The 25523-nt window shown below is 68.0% G+C and carries 22 protein-coding genes; 16 read left to right on the top strand and 6 right to left on the bottom strand.

Annotation, left to right across the window (positions count from 1 at the left end; genetic code table 11):
* The first annotated feature begins 59 nt into the window (after positions 1-59).
* The 7 genes from AC07O0_RS10750 (at position 60) to recN (ending at position 9244) form a co-directional block, all read left to right on the top strand.
* Positions 60-974, top strand: coding sequence for a D-alanine--D-alanine ligase (locus tag AC07O0_RS10750; RefSeq protein ID WP_494622769.1), 915 nt, complete (start codon positions 60-62; stop codon positions 972-974).
* Positions 971-1906 (top strand): cell division protein FtsQ/DivIB, encoded by a 936-nt coding sequence (locus AC07O0_RS10745; protein WP_494622767.1) that lies wholly within the window; start codon positions 971-973, stop codon positions 1904-1906. The genes AC07O0_RS10750 and AC07O0_RS10745 overlap by 4 nt, the downstream gene beginning before the upstream one ends.
* On the top strand, positions 1903-3228 hold the full coding sequence (gene ftsA / locus AC07O0_RS10740) for a cell division protein FtsA (protein WP_454024442.1): 1326 nt from the start codon (positions 1903-1905) through the stop codon (positions 3226-3228). The genes AC07O0_RS10745 and ftsA overlap by 4 nt, the downstream gene beginning before the upstream one ends.
* A gap of 129 nt (positions 3229-3357) precedes the next feature.
* Positions 3358-5067 (top strand): cell division protein FtsZ, encoded by a 1710-nt coding sequence (gene ftsZ / locus AC07O0_RS10735; RefSeq protein WP_494622764.1) that lies wholly within the window; start codon positions 3358-3360, stop codon positions 5065-5067.
* A gap of 318 nt (positions 5068-5385) precedes the next feature.
* Entirely contained in the window at positions 5386-6333 is a 948-nt protein-coding gene (gene lpxC / locus AC07O0_RS10730) for a UDP-3-O-acyl-N-acetylglucosamine deacetylase (RefSeq protein ID WP_494622762.1), read from the top strand.
* 167 nt (positions 6334-6500) lie between these two features.
* On the top strand, positions 6501-7403 hold the full coding sequence (locus tag AC07O0_RS10725) for an outer membrane protein assembly factor BamD (RefSeq protein WP_494622760.1): 903 nt from the start codon (positions 6501-6503) through the stop codon (positions 7401-7403).
* 152 nt (positions 7404-7555) lie between these two features.
* Complete coding sequence (gene recN / locus AC07O0_RS10720) at positions 7556-9244, top strand: DNA repair protein RecN (protein WP_494622758.1); 1689 nt, start codon at positions 7556-7558, stop codon at positions 9242-9244.
* Between the two features lie 4 nt (positions 9245-9248).
* Here the strand turns inward: recN and aidB are convergent, their stop codons facing one another.
* Complete coding sequence (gene aidB, locus AC07O0_RS10715; RefSeq protein ID WP_494622756.1) at positions 9249-10067, bottom strand: AidB family quorum-quenching N-acyl homoserine lactonase; 819 nt, start codon at positions 10065-10067, stop codon at positions 9249-9251.
* 235 nt (positions 10068-10302) lie between these two features.
* Between aidB and AC07O0_RS10710 the strand changes: the two genes are divergently transcribed.
* Entirely contained in the window at positions 10303-12372 is a 2070-nt protein-coding gene (locus AC07O0_RS10710; protein WP_494622754.1) for a DEAD/DEAH box helicase, read from the top strand.
* Positions 12373-12529: 157 nt separating this feature from the next.
* Here the strand turns inward: AC07O0_RS10710 and AC07O0_RS10705 are convergent, their stop codons facing one another.
* The gene (locus tag AC07O0_RS10705; RefSeq protein WP_494622752.1) at positions 12530-12679 is read right to left on the bottom strand and encodes a hypothetical protein; all 150 of its coding nucleotides are present in this window, start codon (positions 12677-12679) and stop codon (positions 12530-12532) included.
* 112 nt (positions 12680-12791) lie between these two features.
* On the opposite strand from AC07O0_RS10705, the gene AC07O0_RS10700 reads away from it, so the two are divergent.
* The 3 genes from AC07O0_RS10700 to AC07O0_RS10690 are packed head-to-tail and all read left to right on the top strand — an operon-like array spanning position 12792 to position 15740.
* Entirely contained in the window at positions 12792-14018 is a 1227-nt protein-coding gene (locus AC07O0_RS10700; protein WP_494622750.1) for an ABC transporter substrate-binding protein, read from the top strand.
* Between the two features lie 52 nt (positions 14019-14070).
* Positions 14071-14940: a carbohydrate ABC transporter permease gene (locus AC07O0_RS10695; RefSeq protein ID WP_494622748.1), complete on the top strand. Its 870-nt coding sequence runs from the start codon at positions 14071-14073 to the stop codon at positions 14938-14940.
* Positions 14937-15740, top strand: a complete 804-nt coding sequence (locus tag AC07O0_RS10690; RefSeq protein WP_494622746.1) for a carbohydrate ABC transporter permease — start codon at positions 14937-14939, stop codon at positions 15738-15740. The genes AC07O0_RS10695 and AC07O0_RS10690 overlap by 4 nt, the downstream gene beginning before the upstream one ends.
* Before the next feature lie 208 nt (positions 15741-15948).
* On the opposite strand, the gene AC07O0_RS10685 is transcribed toward AC07O0_RS10690, so the two are convergent.
* Positions 15949-16758: a DUF2189 domain-containing protein gene (locus AC07O0_RS10685; RefSeq protein WP_494622744.1), complete on the bottom strand. Its 810-nt coding sequence runs from the start codon at positions 16756-16758 to the stop codon at positions 15949-15951.
* Positions 16759-16950: 192 nt separating this feature from the next.
* Between AC07O0_RS10685 and ligA the strand changes: the two genes are divergently transcribed.
* Complete coding sequence (gene ligA, locus AC07O0_RS10680) at positions 16951-19101, top strand: NAD-dependent DNA ligase LigA (protein ID WP_494622742.1); 2151 nt, start codon at positions 16951-16953, stop codon at positions 19099-19101.
* A gap of 18 nt (positions 19102-19119) precedes the next feature.
* Here ligA and AC07O0_RS10675 read toward each other — a convergent pair whose 3' ends face one another.
* From AC07O0_RS10675 to AC07O0_RS10665, 3 genes are read right to left on the bottom strand one after another with little or no spacing between them, the layout of a single operon-like run.
* Positions 19120-19893 carry a M50 family metallopeptidase gene (locus AC07O0_RS10675; protein ID WP_494622740.1) on the bottom strand — a complete coding sequence of 258 codons (774 nt, stop codon included), beginning with the start codon at positions 19891-19893 and terminating at the stop codon, positions 19120-19122.
* Positions 19894-19944: 51 nt separating this feature from the next.
* Positions 19945-21195: a peptidase T gene (pepT, locus tag AC07O0_RS10670; protein WP_494622738.1), complete on the bottom strand. Its 1251-nt coding sequence runs from the start codon at positions 21193-21195 to the stop codon at positions 19945-19947.
* A gap of 25 nt (positions 21196-21220) precedes the next feature.
* Positions 21221-22249, bottom strand: coding sequence for an AraC family transcriptional regulator (locus AC07O0_RS10665; RefSeq protein ID WP_494622736.1), 1029 nt, complete (start codon positions 22247-22249; stop codon positions 21221-21223).
* Between the two features lie 82 nt (positions 22250-22331).
* Here AC07O0_RS10665 and AC07O0_RS10660 point away from each other — a divergent pair, with 82 nt between their 5' ends.
* From AC07O0_RS10660 to AC07O0_RS10645, 4 genes are all read left to right on the top strand, one after another.
* Complete coding sequence (locus tag AC07O0_RS10660) at positions 22332-23543, top strand: MFS transporter (RefSeq protein WP_494622734.1); 1212 nt, start codon at positions 22332-22334, stop codon at positions 23541-23543.
* Positions 23544-23627: 84 nt separating this feature from the next.
* Entirely contained in the window at positions 23628-24491 is an 864-nt protein-coding gene (locus AC07O0_RS10655) for an AraC family ligand binding domain-containing protein (RefSeq protein ID WP_494622732.1), read from the top strand.
* Positions 24492-24502: 11 nt separating this feature from the next.
* Positions 24503-25213 carry an AzlC family ABC transporter permease gene (locus tag AC07O0_RS10650; RefSeq protein WP_494622730.1) on the top strand — a complete coding sequence of 237 codons (711 nt, stop codon included), beginning with the start codon at positions 24503-24505 and terminating at the stop codon, positions 25211-25213.
* On the top strand, positions 25210-25509 hold the full coding sequence (locus tag AC07O0_RS10645) for an AzlD family protein (RefSeq protein WP_284170957.1): 300 nt from the start codon (positions 25210-25212) through the stop codon (positions 25507-25509). The genes AC07O0_RS10650 and AC07O0_RS10645 overlap by 4 nt, the downstream gene beginning before the upstream one ends.
* Positions 25510-25523 lie beyond the last annotated feature (14 nt).

Raw genomic sequence — 25523 nt, 5'->3', positions numbered from 1 at the left:
CGCGTCGTTAACCATGTCGGATCAGGTTCGGACCCAGGAGTTCGGTGTCAGGAACCTTGATGAGCAAGCATGTCGCAGTGCTGATGGGCGGATGGTCGGTCGAGCGCGAGGTCAGCCTCCGCAGCGGCGCGGCCTGTGCCCGGGCGCTGGAAGGCGTCGGCTATCGTGTCACGCATGTCGAGGTCGGCCGTGACGTCGCCGAGGTGCTGGCGAAGCTGAAGCCCGACGTCGCCTTCAATGCCCTGCACGGCCGCTTCGGCGAGGACGGCACGATTCAGGGCGTGCTCGAGATCCTCGGCATCCCCTATACCCATTCCGGCGTGCTCGCCTCCTCGCTCGCCATCCGCAAGGACAAGGCGAAGATGGTCGTGGCCGCCGCCGGCGTGCCGGTGGCGAAGGGCGTCACAGTTTCGCGTTTCGAGGCGGCGAAACGGCATGTCCTGCCGCCGCCCTATGTGATCAAGCCGATCGACGAAGGCTCTTCGGTCGGGGTGGTGATCGTTAAGAAAGGCCGCGAGCACCCGCCCCAGGAGATCGCCCGGCCGGACTGGCCCTGCGGCGAAACCATGCTGGCCGAAACCTTCATCGCCGGACGCGAGCTGACCTGCGCGGTGATGGACGGCAAGTCCTTGGGGGTAACGGAGATTCGGGCGGCGACGGGCGAGTTTTATGACTACGACGCCAAATATGCCAAAGGCGGCTCAATCCACATCTGCCCGGCGCAAATTTTACCGAATCTTTACCGCCAAATCGAAGAGTGTGCGTTAACGGCCCATCAAGCAATCGGGTGCCGCGGCGTCAGCCGTTCAGATTTCCGCTACGACGACGAGAGCGACACGCTCGTCTGGCTGGAGGTCAACACGCAGCCCGGCATGACCGAAACCAGCCTTGTGCCTGAATTAGCCGCCCATGCGGGCATGAACTTCGGTGAGCTCGTCAAATGGATCGTCGAGGACGCCTCCTTGAATCGGTGAAGGTGGACCCGGTGTTCGCCGGCTCCAACCTGCCGATGCGCGTGACGGGGCCGCAGCTCCTCGTCGGCGAGCGCTCGCGCCGCTGGTTCCGCGGCTCGCGTCGCAGCGCCGTCGCCGTGCCGCTGGCCGAACGGCTGCCAAGCGGGCTCGGCTCCTTCCTGGCGATCGGCTTCCTCGTGCTCACGGGCGTGAGCGGCGCGATCCTGGGCGGGCATTACGAGACCTTCCGCGAGAACTACGGCGAGCCCAGGCATGCGCTCGCCCGGCTCGTCGGGCTCGGCATCGATCGCATCACCATCTCGGGCCTGAGCGGGCTTTCGGAGATCGAGGTCCTGGTCGCGGCCGGGATCGATCCGAAGATCTCGCTCGCCTTCTTCGATGCCGACGAGGCGCGCAAGCGTCTCGAGGCGACGCCGATGATCCGCGAGGCCTCGGTCCGCAAGCTCTATCCCGGCGAGATCTCGATCAACCTGACCGAGCGCGAGCCCTATGCGCTCTGGCAGGTCAAGGGCGAGCTCTTCCTGATCGCCCAGGACGGCACGGTGATCGACAAGATGGACGATGGGCGTTTCGCCTATCTGCCGCTGGTCGTAGGCCCCGACGCCAACGTCAAGGCGAAGGAATACCTCGCGCTGCTCGGCGAGGCCGGCTCCTTCGCCTCGCGCATCCGCGCCGGCAGCCTCGTCGCCGGCCGGCGCTGGAACCTGAAGCTCGACACCGGCGCCGACATCAGGCTGCCGGAGCAGGGCGCCGGCGCCGCGCTGAAGCGCCTGGCCAGCCTCGAGCAGGACTTCCGAATCAGCGAAAAGGATCTGATCGCCATCGACATGCGCCAGCCCGACCGCGTCACCATGCGCCTGACCGAAGAGGCCGCGACCACGCGGGCCGAACAGCTCAAGAGCAAGACCAAGAAGAAGGGCGGCGAGGCATGAGCTTGACCTCGCAAGGCCTGACCCCGCGAATGCGGCCGTTGTCGTCGCGCAAGAGCGCGACCTTGTCGATTCTGGACATCGGCACGAGCAAGGTCGTCTGCCTGATCGCCGAGCTGAATCCGGCCGAGGCGAACGAGCGGCTGCGTGGGCGCACCCATGTCGCGCGCATCATCGGCATTGGCCATCAGCGCTCGCTCGGCCTCAAGGGCGGCGCGATCATCGACCTCGAAAGCGCCGAGCGCGCCATCCGCGCCGCGGTCGACGCGGCCGAGCGCATGGCCAAGGTCGAGGTCCAGTCCGTCATCGTCAACCTGACCGGCGGCCGGCTGAACTCGCAGCACTACCAGGCCAGCGTCGACCTGCGCGGCGGCTCGGTCGGGGACTCCGATGTCAAGCGGGTGCTTGCCGCGGCAGCGACCCATGCGATCCGGCCGGGCAAGGCGGTGCTGCATGCGCTGCCGACCGGTTACGCGCTCGACGGCTCGCCCGGCGTGCTCGATCCACGCGGGCTGATCGGCGGCTCGCTCTCGGTCGACATGCATGTCGTGGCGGCGGAGGCGGCGGCGGCGCGCAATGTCATGCTCGCGGTCGAGCGCTGCCATCTCGAGGTCGAGGCAGTGGTCGCGAGCCCCTATGCGGCGGGTCTCTCCGTGCTGGTCGACGACGAGGCCGAGATGGGCGTCGTCGTGGTCGACATGGGCGGCGGCACGACCTCGCTCGGTGTCTTCTCCGGCGGGCACCTGACCCATGCCGACGCGATCGCGGTCGGGGGCAACCACATCACCATGGACGTGGCGCGCGGGCTCTCGACCCGCGTCTCCGCCGCCGAGCGGCTGAAGACGCTGCACGGCTCGGCGATCGCCAGCCCGTCCGACGAGCGCGACATGATCGCGGTGCCGCAGGTCGACGACGACGAGCGCGACACGCCGAACCATCTGTCGAAGTCGCATCTGGTGCGGATCATCAAGCCGCGCGTCGAAGAGATCCTCGAACTGGTGCGCGACCGGCTGAAGGCGGCCGGCTTCCAGGCCGAGGCCGGGCGGCGCGTCGTCCTGACCGGCGGCGCCTGCCAGCTGACCGGCATGCCGGAAGTGGCGCGGCGCGTGCTCGGCGGCCAGGTCCGCACCGGCCGCCCGCTCGGGATCAAGGGTTTGCCGGAGGCGGGCAAGGGCCCGTCCTTCGCGGCGGCGGTGGGCCTCCTGGTCTACCCGCAGGTGGCGCATGTCGAACATTTCGAGCCGCGGGCAGGGGCGTCGTTCTTCGCCCATGCGACCGATGGCTACTTCTCCCGCGTCGGCCGCTGGCTGCGCGAGAGCTTCTGAGTGTAGCGGGCCGCGCCGCCGAAAGGCGAGGCGACCCGGGGTGAGTATCAGCAGAACGGGGCTCCGGCCCCTGGCGTGGAAGACGGGACGGCCCGCCAGGAGCCGGACAAGACAGTGAAAGAGGCAATCATGGCGATGAACCTGCAAGCCCCGGACATCCGGGAACTCAAGCCCCGGATCACCGTGTTCGGTGTCGGCGGCGCCGGCGGCAATGCCGTGAACAATATGATCGAGGCCGGTCTCGACGGCGTCGATTTCGTCTGCGCCAACACGGACGCGCAGGCGCTCGCACTCGCCCGCGCTCCGCGCATCATCCAGATGGGCCTCCAGGTCACCGAGGGCCTCGGCGCCGGCTCGCAGCCGGAAGTCGGCCGCGCGGCCGCCGAGGAAGTGATCGACGAGATCCGCGATCACCTCGCCGGGGCGCACATGGTCTTCATCACCGCCGGCATGGGCGGCGGCACCGGCACGGGCGCGGCTCCCGCGATCGCCCGCGTCGCCCGCGACATGGGCATCCTCACCGTCGGCGTCGTCACCAAGCCGTTCCAGTTCGAAGGCCAGCGCCGCATGCGCATGGCCGAGGCCGGCATCGGCGAGCTCAACGAAGCCGTCGACACGCTGATCGTCATCCCGAACCAGAACCTGTTCCGTGTCGCCAACGAGAACACCGGCTTCGCCGATGCCTTCGGCATGGCCGACCAGGTGCTCTACTCCGGCGTCGCCTGCATCACCGACCTGATGGTCCGTCCCGGCCTGATCAACCTCGACTTTGCCGACGTCCGCGCCGTGATGCGCGGCATGGGCAAGGCGATGATGGGCACCGGCGAGGCCCAGGGCGAGAAGCGTGCGCTCTCGGCCGCCCAAGCCGCGATCAACAACCCGCTGCTCGACGACGTCTCGATGAAAGGCGCGCGCGGCCTGCTGATCTCGATCACCGGCGGTCGCGACATGAAGCTCTACGAGGTCGACGAAGCCGCCACCCGCATCCGCGAGGAGGTCGATTCCGAGGCCAACATCATCGTCGGCGCCACCTTCGACGAGGCGCTGGAAGGCACGATGCGCGTCTCGGTCGTCGCCACCGGCATCGACAAGCCGATGAGCGCGCAAGGCGAGCTCGACCCGACCGAAGCCCGCATCGCCGAAGTCGCCGAGCGGCTGAAGGCCGAGGCGCGGCTGCGCTCGGCCGTCCCGAATGTCCGCACCTCCGCTGCCGTTGCTCCGGCTCCGGCGCCGATGCCGGCTCCCGTCGCCGAGGCCATGATGCTCGAGCCGGTCCGCGCTCCCGCGCCGGCCCCGCAGAGCTTCGCTGCCGACGTCCGTATCGAGCCGGCCCAGCCGCGCCCGGCCATGGTCGCCCCGCCGGTCGTCGAGGCGCCGATGCCCGAGACCTCGCTGCCGCACCATGAGGACAGCTTCATCCCGCCAGTGCCCGAGCGCGCCGTGATCCGCCCGACCCGCATGCCGCGCGTCGAGGACCTGCCGCTGCCGGCCCAGCACCAGATCGCGCAGAGCCGCGGTGCGGCGCCCGCTCCGGCGCCGGCCTCGGTCGAGCAAAAGCGCATGTCGCTGATGCAGCGCCTGGCCTCGGTCGGCTTCGGCCGCAAGGAGGATGAGCACGAGGTTCCGATGGCGCCGCCGGCTCCGGCTCCGCGTCAGGCTCCGCCGGCTCCGGCCGCCGGCCCCAGCGCCGCGCATGCCGAGTTCATGCGCCGCCCGCCGGTGCCGGCGACCCGGCCGGCCCAGGGCCAGCTCGACCAGCTCGGCCGCGCGGCTCCGGCCCGCAATACGGAAGAGGACCAGCTGGAGATCCCGGCCTTCCTGCGCCGCCAGTCGAACTGAGTTGCAGGATCCGGTTCAACCGGTTTAAACGAGAGGGCCCGGCGGAACCTTCCGCCGGGCCTTTTTTAACGACTGAAAAACCATATACATCAAGCAGATGGTTAAGGTTTTCTGGCTTTGTAACCTCTGTTACAGAGCGAAAGAAAGCGTGATTTTGAAGCCTGTGCGCCTGCGCGTATCTTGCAGCGCATCACCGGGTAAGGGGATTCGGGATTAATCCCGAGTTCGCGACAATTCAGGGAACCGCGTCGATCGTCGAACAGGTTGCGCCGCAAGGCGCTGACCCGAAGATCGTCGCGCTTGAGACGGATACTGAGTATGATGGCTGAACGGCAGACGACCCTACGCTCGCCCGTGACCCTGCAAGGCATCGGCGTTCACTCCGGGGCTCCCGCCTGCCTGACCCTGCGGCCTTCCACTGCCAACTCCGGTGTCGTCTTCCTGCGCAAGGGCCTCGAAGGCGGCCATGAGCAGCTGATCCACGCCCGCCACAACAAGGTCAGCGCCACCGAGCTGTGCACGGTGATCGGCGACCAGGCGTCGGGCTCCGTCGCCACGATCGAGCATCTGATGTCGGCCTGCGCCGGCCTCGGGCTTGACAATGTGCTGATCGAGATCGACGGCCCGGAAATGCCGATCATGGACGGCAGCGCGGCCGAGTTCGTCGCCGCCATCGAATCGACCGGTCTCGTCGCGCTCGGCGCGACCCGCCGCTACCTCAAGGTGCTGCGCCCGGTCCGGATCGAGCATGGCCGCGCCTTCGCCGAGCTGGCGCCGTCCGAGAACGGTTTCCGCCTCGACGTCGAGATCGACTTCGACACCAAGGCGATCGGCCGCCAGCGCAAGATCTTCGATCTCGATCCCGAGGCTTATGCCCGCGAGATCTCCCGCGCCCGCACCTTCGGCTTCATGCGCGATGTCGAGCAGCTCTGGAAAGCCGGTTTTGCGCTCGGCGCCTCGCTCGACAACACCGTCGCGATCGGCGACGACAAGGTGATCAATCCCGAGGGCCTGCGCTACGCCGACGAGTTCGTGCGCCACAAGGTCCTCGATGCGGTCGGCGACCTCGCGCTGGCCGGCTACCCGATCCTCGGCGAGTTCCGCTCCTATTGCGGCGGCCATCGCATGAACGTCCGCATCCTCGAGGCCCTGTTCGCCGACCGCGCCAACTACGCGATCGTCGAGGCGCAGCCGGTCTACGCGCATCAAGCGGTGCAGATGGCGGCCGGCCCGATGCCTGCCGCGCTCGCGCCCGACCTGCACTGAGCAGGGTATTACGCGACGCCACGCCTTGCATTCGCCCGTTTCCTGTTGGAAACGGCGAGCGCACTGCATGAAGCGCCCGTCACGCTTGGCGAAAAGGCTGCTTCTGAGCTAAAGCCATTTCGCGCGCCCCGGCATGGGGTGCTTCAAGGACGGATGAAGTGAGCGTCATGCGGCTGAAGACATTCAACTCGGGCGAATCGGCGAGCGGCGGCAAGCGCCTTGCGCTGGTCTTCGCCCTCGCGGCTGCGCTCGGCGGCTGCGACACGGTGAGCGCGCTCAACCCGTTCGACCGGCCCGAGACATACAAGCCCGAGGTGCTGCCGGAGGTCCCGGCCGACAAGCTCTACAATGAGGGGCTCGCCCGCCTCCAGAACGGCGACACCGAAGGCGCGAACAAGAAGTTCGAGGAGATCGACAAGCAGGCGCCGTTCTCGCCCTATTCGAAGCGGGGCCTGATCATGACCGCCTACGCCAATTACGAGGCGGCCAAATACGACGACGCGATCACCGCCTCGAAGCGCTTCCTGGCACAGAATCCGGCGAGCCCGGATGCGGCCTATGCGCAGTACATCCTGGCGATGTCCTATTACAACCAGATCCCGGATGCGACGCGCGATCAGGACCGCACCGACCAGGCACTGCGCGCCATGCAGGAGCTGCTCGACCGCTACCCCAAGTCGGAATACGTCCTCGACGTGCGCGAGAAGATGCTGGTCGCGCGCGACCAGCTCGCCGGCAAGGAGATGAATGTCGGCCGCTTCTATCTGGAGAAGCGCAACTATACCGGCGCCGTCAGCCGCTTCCGCGAGGTCATCACCAAGTACCAGACCACGCGCCATGCCGAGGAGGCGCTGATGCGCTTGACTGAGGCCTATATGGCGCTCGGCATCACCAACGAGGCGCAGACCGCCGCCGCGGTGCTCGGCCACAACTTCCCGGACAGCCCTTGGTACAAGGACGCCTATAGCCTCCTCGAGAGCGGCGGCCTGCAGCCGCGCGAGGATCGCGGCTCCTATATCAGCCGGCTGTTCAACGGCTTCACCCGCGCGGTCACCGGTCTGGTCCGCTGATCGCATAGGGTGGCCTAGAGCGGGATGCGAAAAAGTGGGAACCGGTTTTTCGCATCAATCCCGCTCCAAACTTTTGGAATCGATCACGTTTATGATTTTGGATCGCGTCGATCCAAAATCATCGTGATCTAGCCGCTAGCTTCAGAGCCGCCATGCTCGCCCAGCTCTCGATCCGCGACATCGTTCTGATCGACCGGCTCGACCTGGGCTTCGAGGACGGGCTCAGCGTGCTGACCGGCGAGACCGGCGCCGGCAAATCGATCCTGCTCGACGGTTTCGCGCTGGCGCTGGGCGCCCGCGGCGATGGCGGTCTCGTGCGCCATGGCGAGAGCCAGGGTCAGGTCAGCGCCGTCTTCGACCTGCCGATGTCGCATCCGGCGCGCGCGCTCGCGCAGGCGCAGGAGATCGACACCGACGGCGACCTGATCCTGCGGCGCGTGCAATATGCCGACGGGCGCACCCGCGCCTTCGTCAACGACCAGCCGGTCAGCGTCCAGATCCTGCGGATGATCGGCGCGGCGCTGGTCGAGATCCATGGCCAGCATGACGACCGGGCGCTGACTGACCCGGCCCAGCACCGCACTATCCTCGACGGTTTCGGCGAGCTCGGCGAGCAGGCGGCGGAGGTCGCCCGCGCCAGCGAGAGCTTGAGGAAGGCGCGACAGGCCCTGCAGAGCCAGCGCATCCGGGTCGAGACGGCGCGCAAGGAGGCCGATTTCCTGCGCCATGCCGTGGCCGAACTCGGCAAGCTCGCACCCGAGCCGGGCGAGGAAGAGGCGCTCGCCGCCAAGCGCCAGGGCATGATGGCCGCCGAGAAGGTGGCACGAGACATCATCGAGGCCTTCGAGGCGGTCGGCGGCACGGCGTCCCCGGTCGGGGCGCTGTCGGGCGTGCTGCGCCGGCTGGAGCGGCGGGCGGCCCAGGCGCCGGAGCTGGTCGACCCGTCCATCGCCGCGCTGACCACGGCGGTGGTCGCGCTCGAGGAGGCGGGAGAAACCCTGCAGGCGGCGGTGCGTGCCGCCGAGTTCGACCCGCGCGTGCTGGAGCGTGTCGAGGAGCGGCTGTTCGCCTTGCGGGCGGCGGCGCGCAAGTTCGACGTGCCGGTCGATGCCCTGCCGGCGCTGGCCGAGACCATGGCGGCCGACCTTGCCGCGCTCGACGAGAGCGAAGGCTCGCTGAAGCGGCTGGAAGCCGAACTCGCCGAGGCCGAAGCCGCCTATGTCGCGCTGGCGACGGCGCTGTCTGCTGGGCGCATCCGGGCAGCGTCGGCGCTCGATGCTGCGGTGAAGGCGGAACTGCCGCCGTTGAAGCTGGAGCGGGCAAGGTTCATCACGCAGATCGACAGCGACCCTGATGCGCGCGGGCCGGAAGGGCTCGACCGCGTCGAGTTCTGGGTCGAGACCAATCCGGGTACGCGGCCCGGCCCGATGATGAAGGTCGCTTCGGGCGGCGAGCTCTCGCGCTTCATGCTGGCGCTCAAGGTGGTGCTGGCCGAGCGCGGCTCGGCCCCGACACTGGTCTTCGACGAGATCGACACCGGCGTCGGCGGCGCGGTGGCGGATGCGATTGGCGAGCGGCTGGCGCGGCTGGCGGCGCGGGTGCAGGTCGTCTCGGTGACGCATGCCCCGCAGGTCGCGGCCAAGGCCGGGCAGCATTTCCTGATCGCGAAATCGGCGCAGGGCGAGGAAGGCGCGGACGAGCGCACCGTCACCCGCGTTTCGCCTTTGCAGGAGGGCAGCCGGCGCGAGGAGATCGCCCGCATGCTCGCCGGCGCCTCGATCACCGAGGAGGCCCGGGCGGCTGCCGGCAAGCTGCTCGATGCGGCCGGGATGCGCGGGTAGCCGATCAGGCCGGGAGCAGTTCGTATCCCGCGCCGTTCGCGACGACGCGTCTGAAACCCTCGATATGGCCGCCCGAGACGAGCCAGCTTTCGCGCGCGGCGCGCTCCAGAATGGCGCGGCGAGAGGCGAGGGCGGTGGCGGCGTCGAAATCATAGACGAAGCCGATCTTCGGTTCCGAGGCCTGCAGATCGGACAGATGCAACGCGTCGCCCCAGAGCAGCAGGCTCTCCTCGCCCTCGATCAGGTAGCCGCTATGGCCGATGGTGTGGCCGGGGAGCGGGATCAGGGTGATGCCGGGCCGCACCGTGCCGGCCGGAGCAGGGCGGATGCGGTCGGCATAGTGCTTCTTCACCGCCGCCGTGACGGCAAAGCCTCCCTGCCGGTTCTGCGGCGTCTGCGCGCGGTTGGCCTCGTCTCCGAAGAAGCCGAAATCGGCCTCGGGCACGATGATCTCGGCCTTGGGAAAACGGGCGCGATCACCGTCGAACAGTCCGAGCGCATGGTCGCCGTGCAGATGCGTGATCAGAACACGCTCGACCTGCCCGGGGGCAATTCCTGCGCTCGCCATGGCGGCGGGAGCATGGCCCATCGCCTCGCCCCAGGAGGGGCCGGTGCCGGCATCGACGAGGGTGATCCCGTCGGTGCCCTTCAGGGCGAAGCAGTTGACGGGGATGCTGACCTTCGGCTTGCCCCAGCGCGCCACGGCCTCGTCGCGAGCGGCTTGGCCGTCGGCATGGATCAGGACGTCGAGCGGCGCCTCGAAGACGCCGTCATGCAAGGTGAGCACATCGTAGGAGCCGAACCGCCGCCAAGTCTCGCTCATGCCCGCCGATCTCCGTTCCAGTGACGCTTGCTTAGATCATGCGGCTCTCGTTACCGGCAACGGAGCAAGCGGCATGGCCGGTCTCCACTGCCGCATGCGGGATCGGCTGATGCTGCATTCCCTTTTCCCGCGATTTCCTCTATGTGCAGCGCAATATCGCGGTGCCGCGTCCCGGCGCCGCCCCTCGTTCTGCGTGCTGCCGACCCGCCAGCTGCAACCTAAGGCCTGACATCGAATGTCCTTCATCTCCACGAGCGCGCCGCTCGCGCGTGCGCTCGCCGACCGCAATTACAATGAGCCGACGCCCGTCCAGGCCGCCGTGCTGGAAGAGGCCGCCACTGGCCGCGACCTGCTGGTCTCGTCGCAGACCGGCTCGGGCAAGACTGTCGCTTACGGGCTCGCCCTCGGTGCCGACCTGATCGGCGAGGCCGAGGTCCTGCCGCGTGCGGGACTGCCGCTGGCGCTGATCGTCGCGCCGACGCGCGAGCTGGCGCTGCAGGTCCAGCGCGAACTCGCCTGGCTCTATGGCGAGGCGAAGGCCCGGATCATCGCCTGCGTCGGCGGCATGGACCCGCGGCGCGAGGCGATGCTGCTGGCCGAGGGCGCACACATCGTCGTCGGCACACCCGGCCGCCTGCGCGACCATCTCGACCGCGGCCAGCTCGATCTCTCGGCGCTGAAGGCGGTGGTGCTCGACGAGGCCGACGAGATGCTCGATCTCGGCTTCCGCGACGATCTCGAATTCATCCTGCAGGCCGCGCCGGAAGAGCGCCGCAGCCTGCTGTTCTCGGCGACGCTGCCGAAGGCGATCATCGCGCTGGCCAGGAGCTATCAGCGCGATGCGCTGCGTATCGAGGTCGCCGGCTCCGAAGGCGGCCATGCCGACATCGAATACCGCGCCATCCGCGTCTATCCGCGCGAGAGCGAGCGCGCCGTCGTCAACCTGCTGCGCTTCTACGACGCTCCGTGCGCGCTGGTGTTCTGCAACACCCGCAACGCCGTGCGCCATCTCGAGGCGGCGCTGCTGGAGCGTGGCTTCGCGGCGGTCTCGCTCTCGGGCGAGCTCAGCCAGAGCGAGCGCAATTCGGCGCTGCAGGCGCTGCGCGACGGCCGGGCGCGCATCTGCGTCGCCACCGATGTCGCGGCACGCGGCATCGACCTGCCCGGGCTGACGCTGGTCGTCCATGCCGAATTGCCGAACGATTCCGAGGTGATGCAGCACCGCAGTGGCCGCACCGGCCGGGCCGGCAAGAAGGGCATCAGCGCGCTGCTGGTGCCGCCGTCGCGTCGGCGCAAGGCGCAGATGCTGCTCGCCGGGGCCGGTGTCGAGGCCGAATGGGTCGCCGCACCGACGCAAGAGGAGATTCGCGGGCTCGATCAGGAACGCATGCTGCAGGACCCGCTGCTCTCGGGCGAGGCCGGCGAGGATGATGCCGGCATGATCGGCGCGCTGCTGGCCGGGCGTTCGGCCGAAGAGCTCGCAGCGGCGCTGGTGCGCGTCTACCGCTCGCGCCTGCCGGCGACGGAAGAGGTTGGCGATCCCAATTTCGGTCATGAAGAGCGTCGGCCGGCCCGCAGCACCGAGGACTATGCGCAGAAGCGCACGCCCGGCGACCGGGAGCGCGGCGAGCGCTCCGGCCCGCGCGGCGAGACGGTCTGGTTCCGCCTGAGCACCGGCCGCAAGGATGGCGCCGATCCACGCAAACTGCTGCCGATGATTTGCCGGCGCGGCCAGATCACCCGCGACGAGGTCGGCGCGATCCGCATCTTCGACCGCGAGACCAAGGTCGAGATCGACGCCGATGTCGCCGAGCGCTTCGCCGAGCTGACGCGCGTACCCGATCGCGACCGGATCACGATCGAGCAGGTCGCCGGCGAGGGCGAACGCCGGGCGGCCAAGCCCTTCGGCGAGAAGGCGAGCCATGCGCCGCGCGGCGCCCATCCGGCGCGCGACGAGCGTTCGAGCGAGCACAAGCCCTATGAGGGCAAGCGCAAGCCGTTCGGCGCCAAGCCTTACGACCCGACGCGGCGCGACCGCGAGCCGGTCTATGAGGAAACCGCGATCCTGCGGCCGGAGCGGCCCTCCTTCGACAAGAAGGGCGAGCATGGCGGCAAGCCGTTCGCCGGCAAGTTCAAAGGCGGCAAGAAGCCGTTTGGCGCGCCGCATGGCGGCGAGCGCCCGGCTGGCGGCGACGGGCGGCCGGCGGGCAAGAGCTTCGGCGAGAAAAAGCCCTTTGGTGCAAAGAAGCCTTTCGCCGGCAAGAAGCCGTTCGGTGCGAAGAAGCCGCGTCGCGACGACCGCTGAGACAGGCTGAATCTGCGCCTCAACGTCATGGTCGGGCTTGTCCCGACCATCCACGCCTTTCCGTCACTGATCGCATGCGGTGTTCAAGACGTGGATGCTCGCTACAAGGGCGAGCATGCGGGAGCAGCGTTGTGCGCTGAGCCTCAGGCGGCTGCAATCAACGCAGCCCAAGGAAGGACAGGATCGCCAGGACGACGACGATCAGGCCGACGATGTAGATGATGTTGTTCATGACGGAGCCCCCTCCGGTTGCATTGCCGTCGCATCGCAACGGCCGATGATCGGTGCGGCAGCGCCGCAGCACCATCCGAACGCAGCGCCGCGCGGGATTGTTCCGAAATCGTCGTATATCTGTTGCACTGGCGCGCCATCCGCTCCCACAATGCCCGCCCGGGCAGAGACCCGGACGGGGGAATGCCATGAGGACGATGGGTAAGGCGCTCGGCGCCATGTTGATGTTGGCCGGGCTCGTTCTGCCCGCCGCTGCGCAGGACCGGCTGGTGATCGCCGGGCGCGATGCCGGCTTCGCGCCGGCGCTGGCCAAGATGGTCGAGCTCTACCAGGCCAAGAATCCGAACGTGAAGATCGAGCGGCTCGAGCTCGGCGGCGGCCCGCTCTATGAGCGCCTCGCGGTCGGCGCGCGCGAGAAGACCGCGGCGACCGACGTCGCCATGCTCGACGACATCTGGGCCCCGGAATTCATGGCGCGCGGCTGGCTCACCGATCTCGACACGGTCGGCGGCCTGCCGGGCGAGTTCGTCAAGTCGGCGATCGACGTCTCCAAGCACAACGGCAAGCTCTATGCCGCGCCCTTCGTCGGCAACATCGCGATGTTCGCCTATCGCAAGGACCTGCTCGCCAAGCATGGCTTCGAGCGGCCCAAGACCTGGAGCGACGTCGTCAAGGCGGCGCAGGTGATCCAGTCGAAGGAGGAGGGCGTCTCCGGCCTCGTCTTCCGCGGCATCAAGGGCAATCCGATCGTCACCTCCTTCCTGCCGGTGCTGTGGGCGCATGGCGGCGACGTCGTCACCGCCGACGGCAAGGCCGTGCTCGACACCCCCGAGGCCGAGAAGGCGCTGACCCAGTTCCTGTCGTTCAAGGCGCTCGCGCCGAAGGGCGTCGAGACCTACAACGCGACCGAACTGCGCGATGCGATCCAGCAGGGCCGCGCCGCGATCGCGGTCGAGATGTGGTCGTCCTGGGCCGGCACGCTCGACGGCAGCGCCTCCAAGGTCGCGAACCAGGTCGAGGTCGTGGCCTCGCCGGGCGAGGTCAAGGGGCCGGCGCCGATGCTGGGCGCCTGGCTGCTCGCCATCCCCGCGGATTCGCCGAACAAGGCGCGCGCCGCCGACTTCATCCGCTTCGTCACCTCGCCTGAGAACCAGAAGCTGATCGCGCTCGAGACCGGCAACCCGCCGACGCTCGCCGCGCTGTTCAACGACAAGGACCTCGTCGCCAAGTATCGCTGGTACCCGGCGCAGCTCGAGGCGCTGAACGTCGCCCAGGCCCGTCCGCGCATCAGCCAGTGGGCCCGCGTCGAAACCATCCTCGGCGACTATCTCCAACTCGCGCTGATCGGCCAGATGCAGCCCAAGCAGGCGCTGACCGAAGCCAACGCCCAGATCGCCCGCGCTTTGTCGCGCTGACCCCAACGCGGGCCACCTCCTCGCGAGGCGGCCCGCTTTCCGTCTGGACGTAATGACTGCTTCCCGCCGCCTACTGCCCTGGCTCCTGCTGACGCCGGCGCTGCTGATCTTCGCCGGGCTGACGCTCTACCCACTCGGGCGGACGCTGGCGCTCTCGCTGTTCGCCACCGATTACGGTTTCGAGAACGCCAAGTTCGTCGGGCTGGAGAATTTCCGCGAGCTCTGGGACAGCCGCTTCTTCCGGCAGGCGGTGACCAACACCGTGCTGTTCACGGTGGTTTCGACCGTGCTGGAGGTCGCGGCCGGCTTAGGGCTAGCACTGCTGCTCAATCGCGCCTTTCCCGGTCGTACGCTGATCATGACGCTGCTGCTGGCGCCCTTCGTGCTCTCGACCATGGTCGTGACCGCGATCTGGCGGGCCTGGTTCCATTTCGATCTCGGCTTCCTCAACAACCTCCTGCGCACCATCGGCCTGCCCGGCGTGCCCTGGCTGTTCGATCCCAATCTCGCGCTCTGGTCGATCGTGCTGGTCGATCTCTGGCAGACCGCGCCCTTCGCCTTCCTGATCATCTTCGCGGGACTGCGACTGATCCCGCAGGACGTCTATGAGGCCGCCCGCGTCGACGGTGCCGGGCCGTGGCGGCGCTTCCGGGACATGACGCTGCCGCTGCTTGCGCCCTATCTCTTCGTCGCGGCGCTGCTGCGCTCGGTCGACAGCTTCAAATTGTTCGACAAGGTCTACGCCATGACCGGCGGCGGACCGGGGCAGGCGACCGAGACGGTCTCGATGTTCGTCTATCGGCAGGGCTTCCGTTTCTTCGACATCGGTCTGGCCTCGGCCGCCGCGGTGGTCATGATCCTGGTCGCAGGCCTGCTCGCAGTGGTCTATGCGGCGTCGCTGCTCAAGGGGGCTGGCCGATGATCCGGATCATCGCCGCCTTTGGTCTCTGCGCGCTCTCGCTGATCCCGCTGGTCTGGATGGTCGCGACCTCGTTCAAGCCGCCAGCCGAATATGTCTCGACCTCGATCGCGCTCTGGCCGCAGGATCCGACGCTGACGCATTACCGCGTGCTGCTCGATGGCGGGATGTGGCGGCTCGGGCTCAACAGCGTCGTGGTTGCGCTGGGAACGGTGGGCCTATCGCTGCTGGCCGGCCTGCCGGCGGCCTATGCGCTGGCGCGCTTCGAGCTGCCGAAGCGTTTCGACATCGTCTTCCTCGGCTTCGTGCTGGTGATCAAGCTGGCGCCACCGATCGCGCTCGCCATCCCGCTCTACCAGGTGCTGCGGGCGCTCGGCCTGCTCGACAGCCATCTCGGGCTGATCCTCGCCAACCAGATCCTGGCGCTGCCCTTCGCCATCTGGATGCTGCTCGGTTTCGTCCGCGACGTACCCTATTCCTTCGAGGAGGCAGCGATGCTCGACGGCGCCGGCTTCCTGAAGCGGCTGCTCGAGATCGTCGTGCCGCTCTTGATGCCGGGCCTGGTCGCGACAGCGGTCTTCGTCGCGATCATGAGCTGGAACGAGTTCCTGTTCGCGCTGCTCTTCATCCAGACGCCATCGAAGTTCACCCTGCCGGCCTTCATCGCGACGCTGATCAACGAGGACGAGACGCTCTGGGGCAGACTCTCGGCGATGGGGCTGATCGCCTCGCTGCCGGTGCTGCTCGCAGTCGGGCTGGTCAGGCGCGGGCTGACGCGCGAGGTGTCTGTGGATCAGCATTGATCGCGCTGTCCCCTCTCCCCTTGCGGGAGAGGGCTAGGGTGAGGGGTCTCGCGACGCTTCCGTCTTTGGACAAGCGTCGCCACCAATTTCGCCCAGAGCGACCCCTCATCCGTCGCTTCGCGCCACCTTCTCCCGCAAGGGGAGAAGGGAAAAGCGCCTCATCCGGCCTGAGATGCTCGGGTCAAGCCCGAGCATGACGCGGAGCGCCCTACTGCGCCACGACCTTGCGGTAGAAGTGCCAGCTGGCGTGGCCGAGCACCGGCATGACGATGATCAGGCCGACCAGCACCGGCAGCGAGCCGAGAATCAGCAGCGCCGTGATCGTCAGGGCCCAGTACAGCATCACCCGCGGATTCTTCTCGACTGCCGCCATCGAGGTCTTCACCGCCGTCGCCACGTCGACATGCCGGTCGAGCATCAACGGGAAGGAGATGACTGTCATCGAGAACACCAGGATGGCGAAGAGCAGGCCGAGCGAGTTGCCCAGGATGATCATCGTCCAGCCGTTCATCGTGGTCAGCAGCGGCGTCATGAAGCTCGCGAAGGAATCGAGCGGCGCGTCACCCATCAGCCAGCGATAGATGATCCAAGCGCTGAACAGCCAGGTGAGGAAGACGCCCGTGAGCAACCCGCCGAGCAGGGCAATCTGGCCGATGCCGGGCGAGTGTACGACGTCGAGCGCATGCTTCCAGGAGGTGTCCATGCCGAGTTCACGGCGACGGCTGATCTCGTAGAGGCCGATTGCGGCGAAGGGGCCGAGCAGGGCGAAGCCCGAGGCCAGCGGGAACAGCAGCGGGAAGATGTTGTAGCTCACCGTCAGGCGGGCGAGCAGAATCCCTGCGATCGGATAGATCAGGGCGATGAAAAGCAGATGGCTCGGCTGGGCCATGAAATCGGAATAGCCTTGCCTGAGGGCATCCTTGATGTCGGCGATGCCGATCTCGTTGACGGGCAGGGCGTCGGGCGGCGCAGCATCGTTCGCCGCCACGTGATCGTGATGGAGATGGGTATCGGCCATGGCGTTCTTCCCGGTTCGGGCCCGGTTCGCCTTGGCGGTCCTGACACGATCCTCAGGTCAAGACCTGCGAGGCGTCGAGCATCCATTTCAGCGGGGAAAGCCTACACCCGACGCGCTCCTGCCACAAATCGGCGTACCCAAATCGTGAAACAACAGCTTCGCAGCCGACTTCCCCTCAACTAGAACTGCGCCATGGCCGACACTGTTCCCACTCCCGTCGAAGATCTGACCCCCGAGGCGGCGCGCGCCGAGCATCAGGCGCTGGCCCCCGAGATCGCCGCCGCGAACGAGGCCTATCACAGCGACAGCGCGCCGATCATGGACGACGCGACCTTCGACGCGAAGTTCCGCAGGCTCACCGCACTGGAAAGCGCCTTTCCGGAGCTGAAGGGCGCCGAGGCGCTCTCGGACAGGGTCGGCGCCAAGCCCTCGGGCAAGTTCGCCAAGATCCGGCATCGCGTGCCGATGCTCTCGCTCAACAACGCCTTCGCCGACGAGGACATCGCCGATTTCGTCACGCGGGTGCGGACCTTCCTCGGCCGCAAGGACGACCAGCCGATCGCCTTCACCGCCGAGCCCAAGATCGACGGGCTCTCGCTGTCGCTGCGCTATGAGAACGGCGAGCTCACCAGCGCCGCGACGCGCGGCGATGGCGAGGAGGGCGAGGACGTCACTGCCAATGCGCGCACCATCTCCGAGATCCCGCACCGGCTGATGGGCAAGGACGTGCCGGAGATCGCCGAGGTCCGCGGCGAGATCTATCTCGGCCATGCCGATTTCGCTGCGATCAACCAGCGCCAGCGCGAGAAGGAAGAGCGCGAATTCGCCAATCCGCGCAACGCCGCGGCCGGTTCTCTGCGCCAGCTCGACGTTTCGATCACGGCTTCACGGCCGCTGCGCTTCTTCGCCTATGCCTGGGGCGAGATGCCGGTGCTGCCGGCGCCGACGCAGTTCGGCGTGGTCGAGGCCTTCGCGCGCTGGGGCTTCAGAACCAACCCGCTGATGGCGCGCTGCGACAGCGTCGAGGCATTGCTGGCGCATTACCGATCGATCGAGGCGCAGCGCGCGAGCCTCGGCTACGACATCGATGGAGTCGTCTACAAGGTCGACGAACTCGCGCTGCAGGCCAGGCTCGGCTTCGTCGCGCGGGCGCCGCGCTGGGCGATCGCGCACAAGTTCCCGGCAGAGCTGGCGACCACCGTGCTGGAGGCGATCGACATCCAGGTCGGCCGCACCGGCGCGCTCTCGCCGGTGGCGCGTCTCAAGCCGGTGACGGTCGGCGGTGTCGTCGTCACCAATGCGACGCTGCACAACGAGGACTATATCCGCGGCTTCGATTCGAAGGGCCTGCCGATCCGCGACGGCAGCGACATCCGCATCGGCGACACCGTCACGGTGAAGCGCGCCGGCGACGTGATCCCGCGCGTCGAGGCGGTCGATCTTGCCAAGCGCCCGGCCGATGCGCAGCCTTACGTTTTCCCGACGAGCTGCCCGGTCTGCGGCTCGGATGCAGTGCGCGAGCATAACCCGCGCTCGGGCAAGGAGGATGCGGTGCGCCGCTGCACCGGTGGGTTGATCTGCGAAGCGCAGGCAGTCGAGCGTCTCAAGCATTTCGTCTCGCGCGATGCGCTCGACATCGACGGGCTCGGCGACAAGCAGATCGAGTTCTTCCACGACGATCCCGATTTGCCGGTGAAGCAGCCGGCCGACATCTTCACGCTGGCTGAGCGCGATGCGGCGAACCTCAAGAAGCTGAAGGACAAGGAAGGCTTCGGCGCGACCAGCACCAAGAAGCTGTTCGAGGCAATCGACGATCGGCGCAAGCCGCCGCTCAACCGCTTCATCTTCGGGCTCGGCATCCGCCATATCGGCGAGACCAATGCGCGGCTGCTGGCACGCCATTACGGCTCGTTCGAGGCGCTGCAGGCGGCCTGCCTCGCCGCCGAGAATCCCGAAAGCGAGGAGCGTGCGGCGCTCGATGCGATCGACGGCGTCGGCCCGACTGTGGTCGAGGCGCTGCTGCAGTTCTTCGCCGAGGAGCACAACCAGCAGATGCTCGCCCGGCTGCTCGGCGAGGTGACGCCGCAGCCGCTGGAGGCAGTGGCTTCGTCCAGCCCGGTCGCCGGCCAGATCGTCGTCTTCACCGGCGCGCTCGAACGCATGACCCGCGACGAAGCCAAGGCGATGGCGGAGCGGCTCGGCGCCAAGGTTGCCGGCTCGGTCTCGTCGAAGACGGACCTGCTGGTGGCAGGGCCGGGCGCCGGCTCGAAGCTCAAGGATGCCGCCAAGCACGGCGTCAAGGTGATCGACGAAGCGGGGTGGTTCGAGCTGGTCGGAGGGTAGAGGCGGATCGACGCTGGCCTAGAGCTCCTGCGGCTTGGCTGCGAGCAGGCGGCGCCCTTTCTTGAAAGCGGCCCAGTTCGGCGCGAGGTCGGGCAGGACCCAGATCAGCATTCCCGCCAGAAGAATCATGACGAAGGCGAGCTTGGCGAGGACCGCCAGCACGGTGCCGCTGAGGCCAAGCCAGAACAGTGCCGGAGCCTTGCCGTAGCGTCGCTTGATCCAGTTATGCGCCAGCCTGCCACCATCGAGAGGGTAGGCGGGCAGGAGGTTGATGAAACCGAGGGCGAGATTGATCCAGCCGAGCCAGTGCAGGACCCGAACAGGCACGGGGTCCAGCCTGGGAGGAGGTGACATGAACACCGTGCGTGCGTGCTCGGGATCGACACCCCCGAGCAGCGCGGGCGCGTGCAGCAGCAGCCAGTAGGACCCGAGGCAGAGCAGGCCGAGGGCGAGATTGACCAACGGGCCAGCCCACAGAATCCGCTGCTCCTCGGCACGGGTCCAGTGCTTGGCCTGCCACGTCACGTCGCCGCCGAGGGCGTACAATCGGATGAGCGAGGGCTTCAATCCGGTCCGCTTTGCCACGGCAGCATGACCGAGCTCATGCGCCAGCACCGACAGCATCGCACCGATGCCGACCAGGGCTGCGGCGATCAATCCATCCGCGCGGAAGCCGCGCCAGAGCGGATAGGTCAGCAGCGCCGCCACCAGCGGCATGCCGAAATAGAGCCGGATCGTCGGCCAGGCCGGGTGATTGAACTCCAGGCCGCCCTTCAGTGATTTGACCTGCAAGCTGGCGCCCCCGACGCAAGATCCTGCCGACCATTTCACCGAGTTTCGATGCTACCGCAAGTTGGTTGTGACCGGTGGCGCCTGCGCCGCCAGCGTGCAGATCATCCGCGCCACCTCGAACGACTTCTCGAAGGCCGGGACCGGCAGGAACTCGTAGCGCGAGTGGAAATTATAGGCGCCGGTGAAGAAGTTCGGAGTCGGCAGACCGCGTGCAGAAAGCGCCGCGCCGTCGGTGCCGCCGCGCATCGGGATCTGCTTCTTCCTGATCTGCAGCGCCTCCAGCGCGCCGAAGAGCAGTTCGACCGGGCGCTGGTCGTCACCCAAGCTGTCATGGATGTTGCCATAGGTGTCGCTGACCACGCACTCGACCCGGCCGGTGGGATAAAGCGTGGCGATCTCCTTCGCGACCTCTGCGAAGCGACGCTTGCGGGCTTCGAAACTCTGCCTGTCGAAATCGCGGATCAGCGCGCCGAGCCTGGCCTCGCTGGCATTGGCGGTGATGGCGTTGAACCAGACATAGCCTTCGCGCCCCGCGGTGTTCTCCGGCGTCTCTGCCCGGTCGAACCGGCCGATGAAGTCCTGCGCCATCAGCACCGGGTTCACCAGCACGCCCTTGGCCGACATCGGATGTGTGCTGACGCCGGTCAAGGTGATCTCGACGCTTGCGGCGTTGAAGTTCTCGATCACGACTTCGCCGAGCTCGCAGCAGTCGATCGTATAGGCGAAGTCGCAGGGGAAACGGGCGAGGTCGAGGACCTTGGCACCGCGCAGGCCGATCTCCTCGTCGGGGACGAAGGCGACGGCGATGTCGCCATGGCGATCCTGCGGGCCGAGATTGGCGAGCAGGGTCATGATCACCGTGATCGCAGCCTTGTTGTCGGCGCCGAGCACACTTGTGCCGTCGCTGGCGATGATCTGCGCGCCCTGCCAGTCGCGCAATTGTGGATGCTCGGCGACGCGCAGCCATATGTCCCGCTCGCGGTTGAGGCAGAGGTCCTCGCCCTCGAAGCGCAGGAGCTGCGGGCGAATGTCGGGCGAGAGGCCGGCATCGAAGGTGTCGAGATGGGCAATGAAGCCGATCCTGGCTGCGTTCGGCACAGTGCCGCGCTTCAGCGCCGTGACGGTGGCGCGGTCGTCGATGACGACATCGTCGAGGCCGAGCGCGCGCAGCTCATCAGCAAGGAGTTCGGCGAGGCGCTGCTGGCCCGGCGTGCTGGGCAGCGTCGTCGCCCTGATATCGCTCTGGCTGGTGACCGCGGCATAGCGGAAGAAGCGCTCGATCAATTGCTGGCGGATGCTCATGGTCGTCCCGTCGAAGGCGTGGCGGTCAGTGGTCGGAGATACGACCCGGGGGGCTGCCGGCAGGGGAAGCATCGACCGGCCGTGTCGCGGGGATCGGCGGCTCGGCGTTGCGGAAATGGCTCGGCGACTTGCCGATCACCCGCTTGAAGGCCCGGCTGAAGGACGCCTCGGAATCGTAGCCGAGGCGGCGCGCCACGGCCGAAATCCGCATCCGGTCGCGCACCAGCCATTGCCTGGCCTGATGCATCTGGACCTGCAGGACATAGCGGGCCGGCGTCTCGCCGACGACGCTGGCGAAGCGCTCGGCGAAGGCCGAGCGCGAGGCGTGCATCACCTTGGCGAGCGCGTCGACCGTCCAGTCCTCGCTCGGATTGAGATGGATCGCGGCAAGCACGCGGCCGATATCGGGGTCGCGCGCGGCGGCGACCCACCCGGTGGCGCTGCCGCAGCCGCGCTCGACCCAGGAGCGGATCAGGGCGGCGGCGACGACATCGGCCAGGCGGGTGAGGATGCCACCGGCGCCGACTCGGTCGAGCGTGAGTTCGCAAGCCATGGTGGTGAGCAGGGTAGGGATGGCTGGTTCGTGCACCGCCATCTCATGCACCCACATCAGCTCCGGCATCATCCGCAGCATCGGATGCTGGGCGTCGACGTTGAAGCAGAGGCTGGCGCTGAAGAACAAGGTCGCCTCGCCGTCGCCTTCTCCTGCACCGCCACCGCGCGCCTCGGCGATCTCGCCGCAGCAATGCTGGAAGGCGCAGTTGCCATTCGGTTTCGCCGAGAGGCCGGGCTCGCTGGCGAGCGCGTGCTCGACGCCGCGCGGCATCAGCACGGCATCGCCCTGTTCGAGCCGGACCCATTCGCCCTCGGGCGTGCGCAGCCAGCAGCCTTGCTCGGCCATGAAGTGAAAACGTGCAGCCGGCTGGGCAGGAAACAGTAGGCACCAGGGCGTCGTCATCTGGTAGCGGGCGTAGTCTACGCCCTCGAGTCGGAGGCCGCGAAGCATCTCCGAGAGCGGGTCAGGTGCCGAATTTCTGGACGATTGGGCAAGCATCCCGGGTTTTCTAGCATGGAAGCTCCAGGGGGTCACGCCTAACTCCGGTGTCCGAACTTCTCCGGCCTCTTTGGAGCATCCCATGTCGGATTCCTTGTCAGCCACGGCCGATGCCGAACTCGTCGGTATCCTGCCCGAAGAGCGCAGGGCCGCCTGGCCGGCGGTCTTCGCCCTCTCGATGGGCGTGTTCGCGCTGGTCAGCGCCGAATTCCTGCCTGCCAGCGTCCTGACCTCGATCGCCGCCGATCTCTCGATCAGCGTCGGCGCCGCCGGGCAGACCGTCACGGTGACCTCGCTGGTCGGCGTCGCCGCCGCGATCTTCACCCCGATCGTCACCAGCCGCTTCGACCGGCGCCTCGTGCTCTGGTCGCTCTTGTCGCTGCTCGCTTTGTCGAGCCTGGTCACGGCGCTGGCCAACGGCTTTGCCATGCTGCTGGCGGCGCGTTTCCTGCTCGGCCTTGCGCTGGGCGGCTTCTGGTCGATGGCGCCGGCTTTGACGCTACGGCTGGTGCCGGCGCAGTCGGTACCGCGGGCGCTGGCGCTGATCTCGGCCGGCGTCTCGGCCGCCTTCATCGGCGGCGGGCCGCTCGGAGCCTATCTCGATTCCCTGATCGGCTGGCGCATGGTGTTCGGGCTCTCGGCTGCGCTTGCCGGCGTCGCCCTGCTGGCGTTGCTGGCGACGATGCCGTCCTTGCCGCCGCAGGCGGCGCCGCGACTGGGCACGCTGGGGGTGCTGTTGTCGCGTCCCAGCATCCGGCTGATGCTGATCTCGGTGCTCGTCATCATCTCCGGGCAGTTCACCGGCTTCACCTATATCCGGCCCTTTCTCGAGCATGCGCCGCAGCTCGGCGTTGCGGCGATCACCATCGTGCTGCTCGGCTATGGCCTCGGCAATGTCGTCGGCAATTTCGCCGGCGGCGCCGTAGCGGGGCGCGGGGTCAAGCTCGCGATCGTCTCCTTCGCGCTGGTGATCGGCGTGCTGGCGCTGGTCATGCTCCAGTTCGGCGCTTCGCCGATCGTGGCGGGGATCACCGTCGCGCTCTGGGGCTTCGCCTTCGGTTTCGCGCCGGTCGGCTTCCAGACCTGGATGGTGCGGGTCGCGGCCGACCATGCCGAATCGGCGAGCGGGCTGGTCACGGCGGCCTTCCTGGTCGCGATCGCCAGCGGTGCGGTGCTCGGCGGCCTCCTGGTCAACCATGTCGGCGGCCTCGGCCCGATCGGGTACATGGCTGTGGCAACGCTCGCCGGCGCACTGCTGGTGCTCGTCGTCGGCAAGGAGCCGCCGCATCCCTAAGGCCGACAAATGGCGACGGTCGCGTGATCGTCGCCATCACTTTTCTTCAAGACATGCGCGCGCGCTTTCGCTTTATCTTGCGCCATGGATCTGATCAGCCAAGGCGAAGCATTGCTGGAGATGCCGCTCCAGGCAGGAGAGCACGCCCGCCTGTTCACGGCGGCGCGCTTCTCCGGGCTGGAATGCCTGTCGGCGCGGTTCTCGACCCACACCTATTCGCCGCATGCGCACGAGACCTATGCGGTCGGCACGATCCTCTCGGGCTGCGAGCTCTGGCATGCGCGCGGCCGCACGCTCTTCGCCCGCACCGGCGACCTCGTCTTCAACCACCCGCTCGACGTTCATGACGGCGCGCCGAGCGAGGGCGGCTATCGCTACCGGATGACCTATCCGACGATCGAGCTGATGCGCGAGGTCGCGATCTCGCTGACCGGCGACGAGACGATCGGCACGCCGTTCTTCCCGGAGCCGACTGTGCAGGACCCGGAGGGCTCGGCCCTCTTCTCTGAAGCGCATCGCGCGCTGGAGGAGGGCGGGGATGGGCTCGCCGGTGAGGAAGGCCTGCTGCGTGCCTATGGCTGGTGCCTGTCGCGCCATGCCGATCTCTCGATCCGGGATGTCGGGCGTGAGCGCGGGCCGATCGCGCAGGCCAGGGAACTGCTCGAGCAGCGCTATGACGAGGACCTGTCGCTGGCGGATCTCACCCAGCGCTCGGGCCTGCCACGGCACCATCTGATCCGGGCCTTCCGGCGCGAGACCGGGCTGACGCCGCATGCCTATCTCGTCGATGTCCGTGTCCGTCGCGCCCGCGAGCGGCTGCGGCGTGGCGAATCCCCCGGCGCGGTCGCGGCCGCCACCGGGTTCTGCGATCAGGCGCATCTGACCCGCGCCTTCAAGGCGAGGCTCGGCGTGACGCCGGGCGTCTTCCGCGCCGCCCATCACGGCTGATGGACAACAGGATGAGCTGGAAAGACGAAGCCCGGGCCGGGCTCAACGACATCTGGCCGGCGGCGCTGGCGGCGGTGCCGATCGGCTTGCTCTTCGGCGCGCTGGCCGCCGGCAAGGGCCTCTCGCCGTTCGAGGTCTTCCTGATGAGCGTGCTCGTCTTCGCCGGCGGGGCGCAGTTCGCCGCGGTCGAGCTCTGGGCGAGCCCGGCGCCGATCTTCGCGCTGGTGTTCTCGACGGCGCTGATCAATGCCCGCCATATCCTGATGAGCGCCTCGATCGCGCCGAAGCTGAAGGGCTTCTCGAGCGCGCAGCTCTTCGGCGGGCTCTATTACATGGCCGACGAGAACTGGGCGCTGGCCGAGAAGCGCGCGCGCAGCCATCCGGTGACGCCCGCCTATTGGTTCGCCATGATCGTGCCCTTCGTGCTCGGCTGGTTGACGACGTCGACCACCGGCGCGGTCATCGGGGCGGCGCTCGGCGACCCCAAACGCTATGGCGCCGACTTCGCCTTCACCGCCCTGTTCATCGCGCTGACCGCCGCCTTCTGGAAGGGCCGGGTCACCGCCTGGACTGTTGCCGCGGCCGGCCTTGCCTCGGCGCTGGCCTACAAGCTCGCCGGGCCGCCCTGGCATGTGCTGGCGGGCGCGCTCTGCGGCCTCGCCGCCGCCTGGATCGCCGCCGGCGACCTCGCCGAGAAACCCGTCGAAAGCCCGGCCGAATGAGCCTCGATCCGATTAATCTCGCCGCCTTCCTCGGCATGGCGCTGGTGACCTATCTCACCCGTATCGCCGGGCTGGCGCTCGTCGGCCGGCTCAACCTGTCGCCGCGGGCGCAGGCTGCCTTCGACGCGATCCCGCCGGCCGTGCTGATCGCCGTGATCGCGCCGAGCGCGCTCGCGACCGGCTGGCCGGAAACCGTTGCAGCGCTGGTCTGCGGCTTGGCGGCGACGCGGCTGCCATTGCTCGGCGTAGTTGCCGTGGGGGTCGCGACCGTGGTTGCCTTACGCATGGTGGCCTGAGGCCGGCCGGGAGG

The sequence above is a fragment of the Allobosea sp. GW821-FHT10B12 genome (assembly GCF_059415545.1).
Note: the sequence above shows the minus strand (reverse complement) of the source record. Positions and strands in the feature narration are given on the sequence as shown.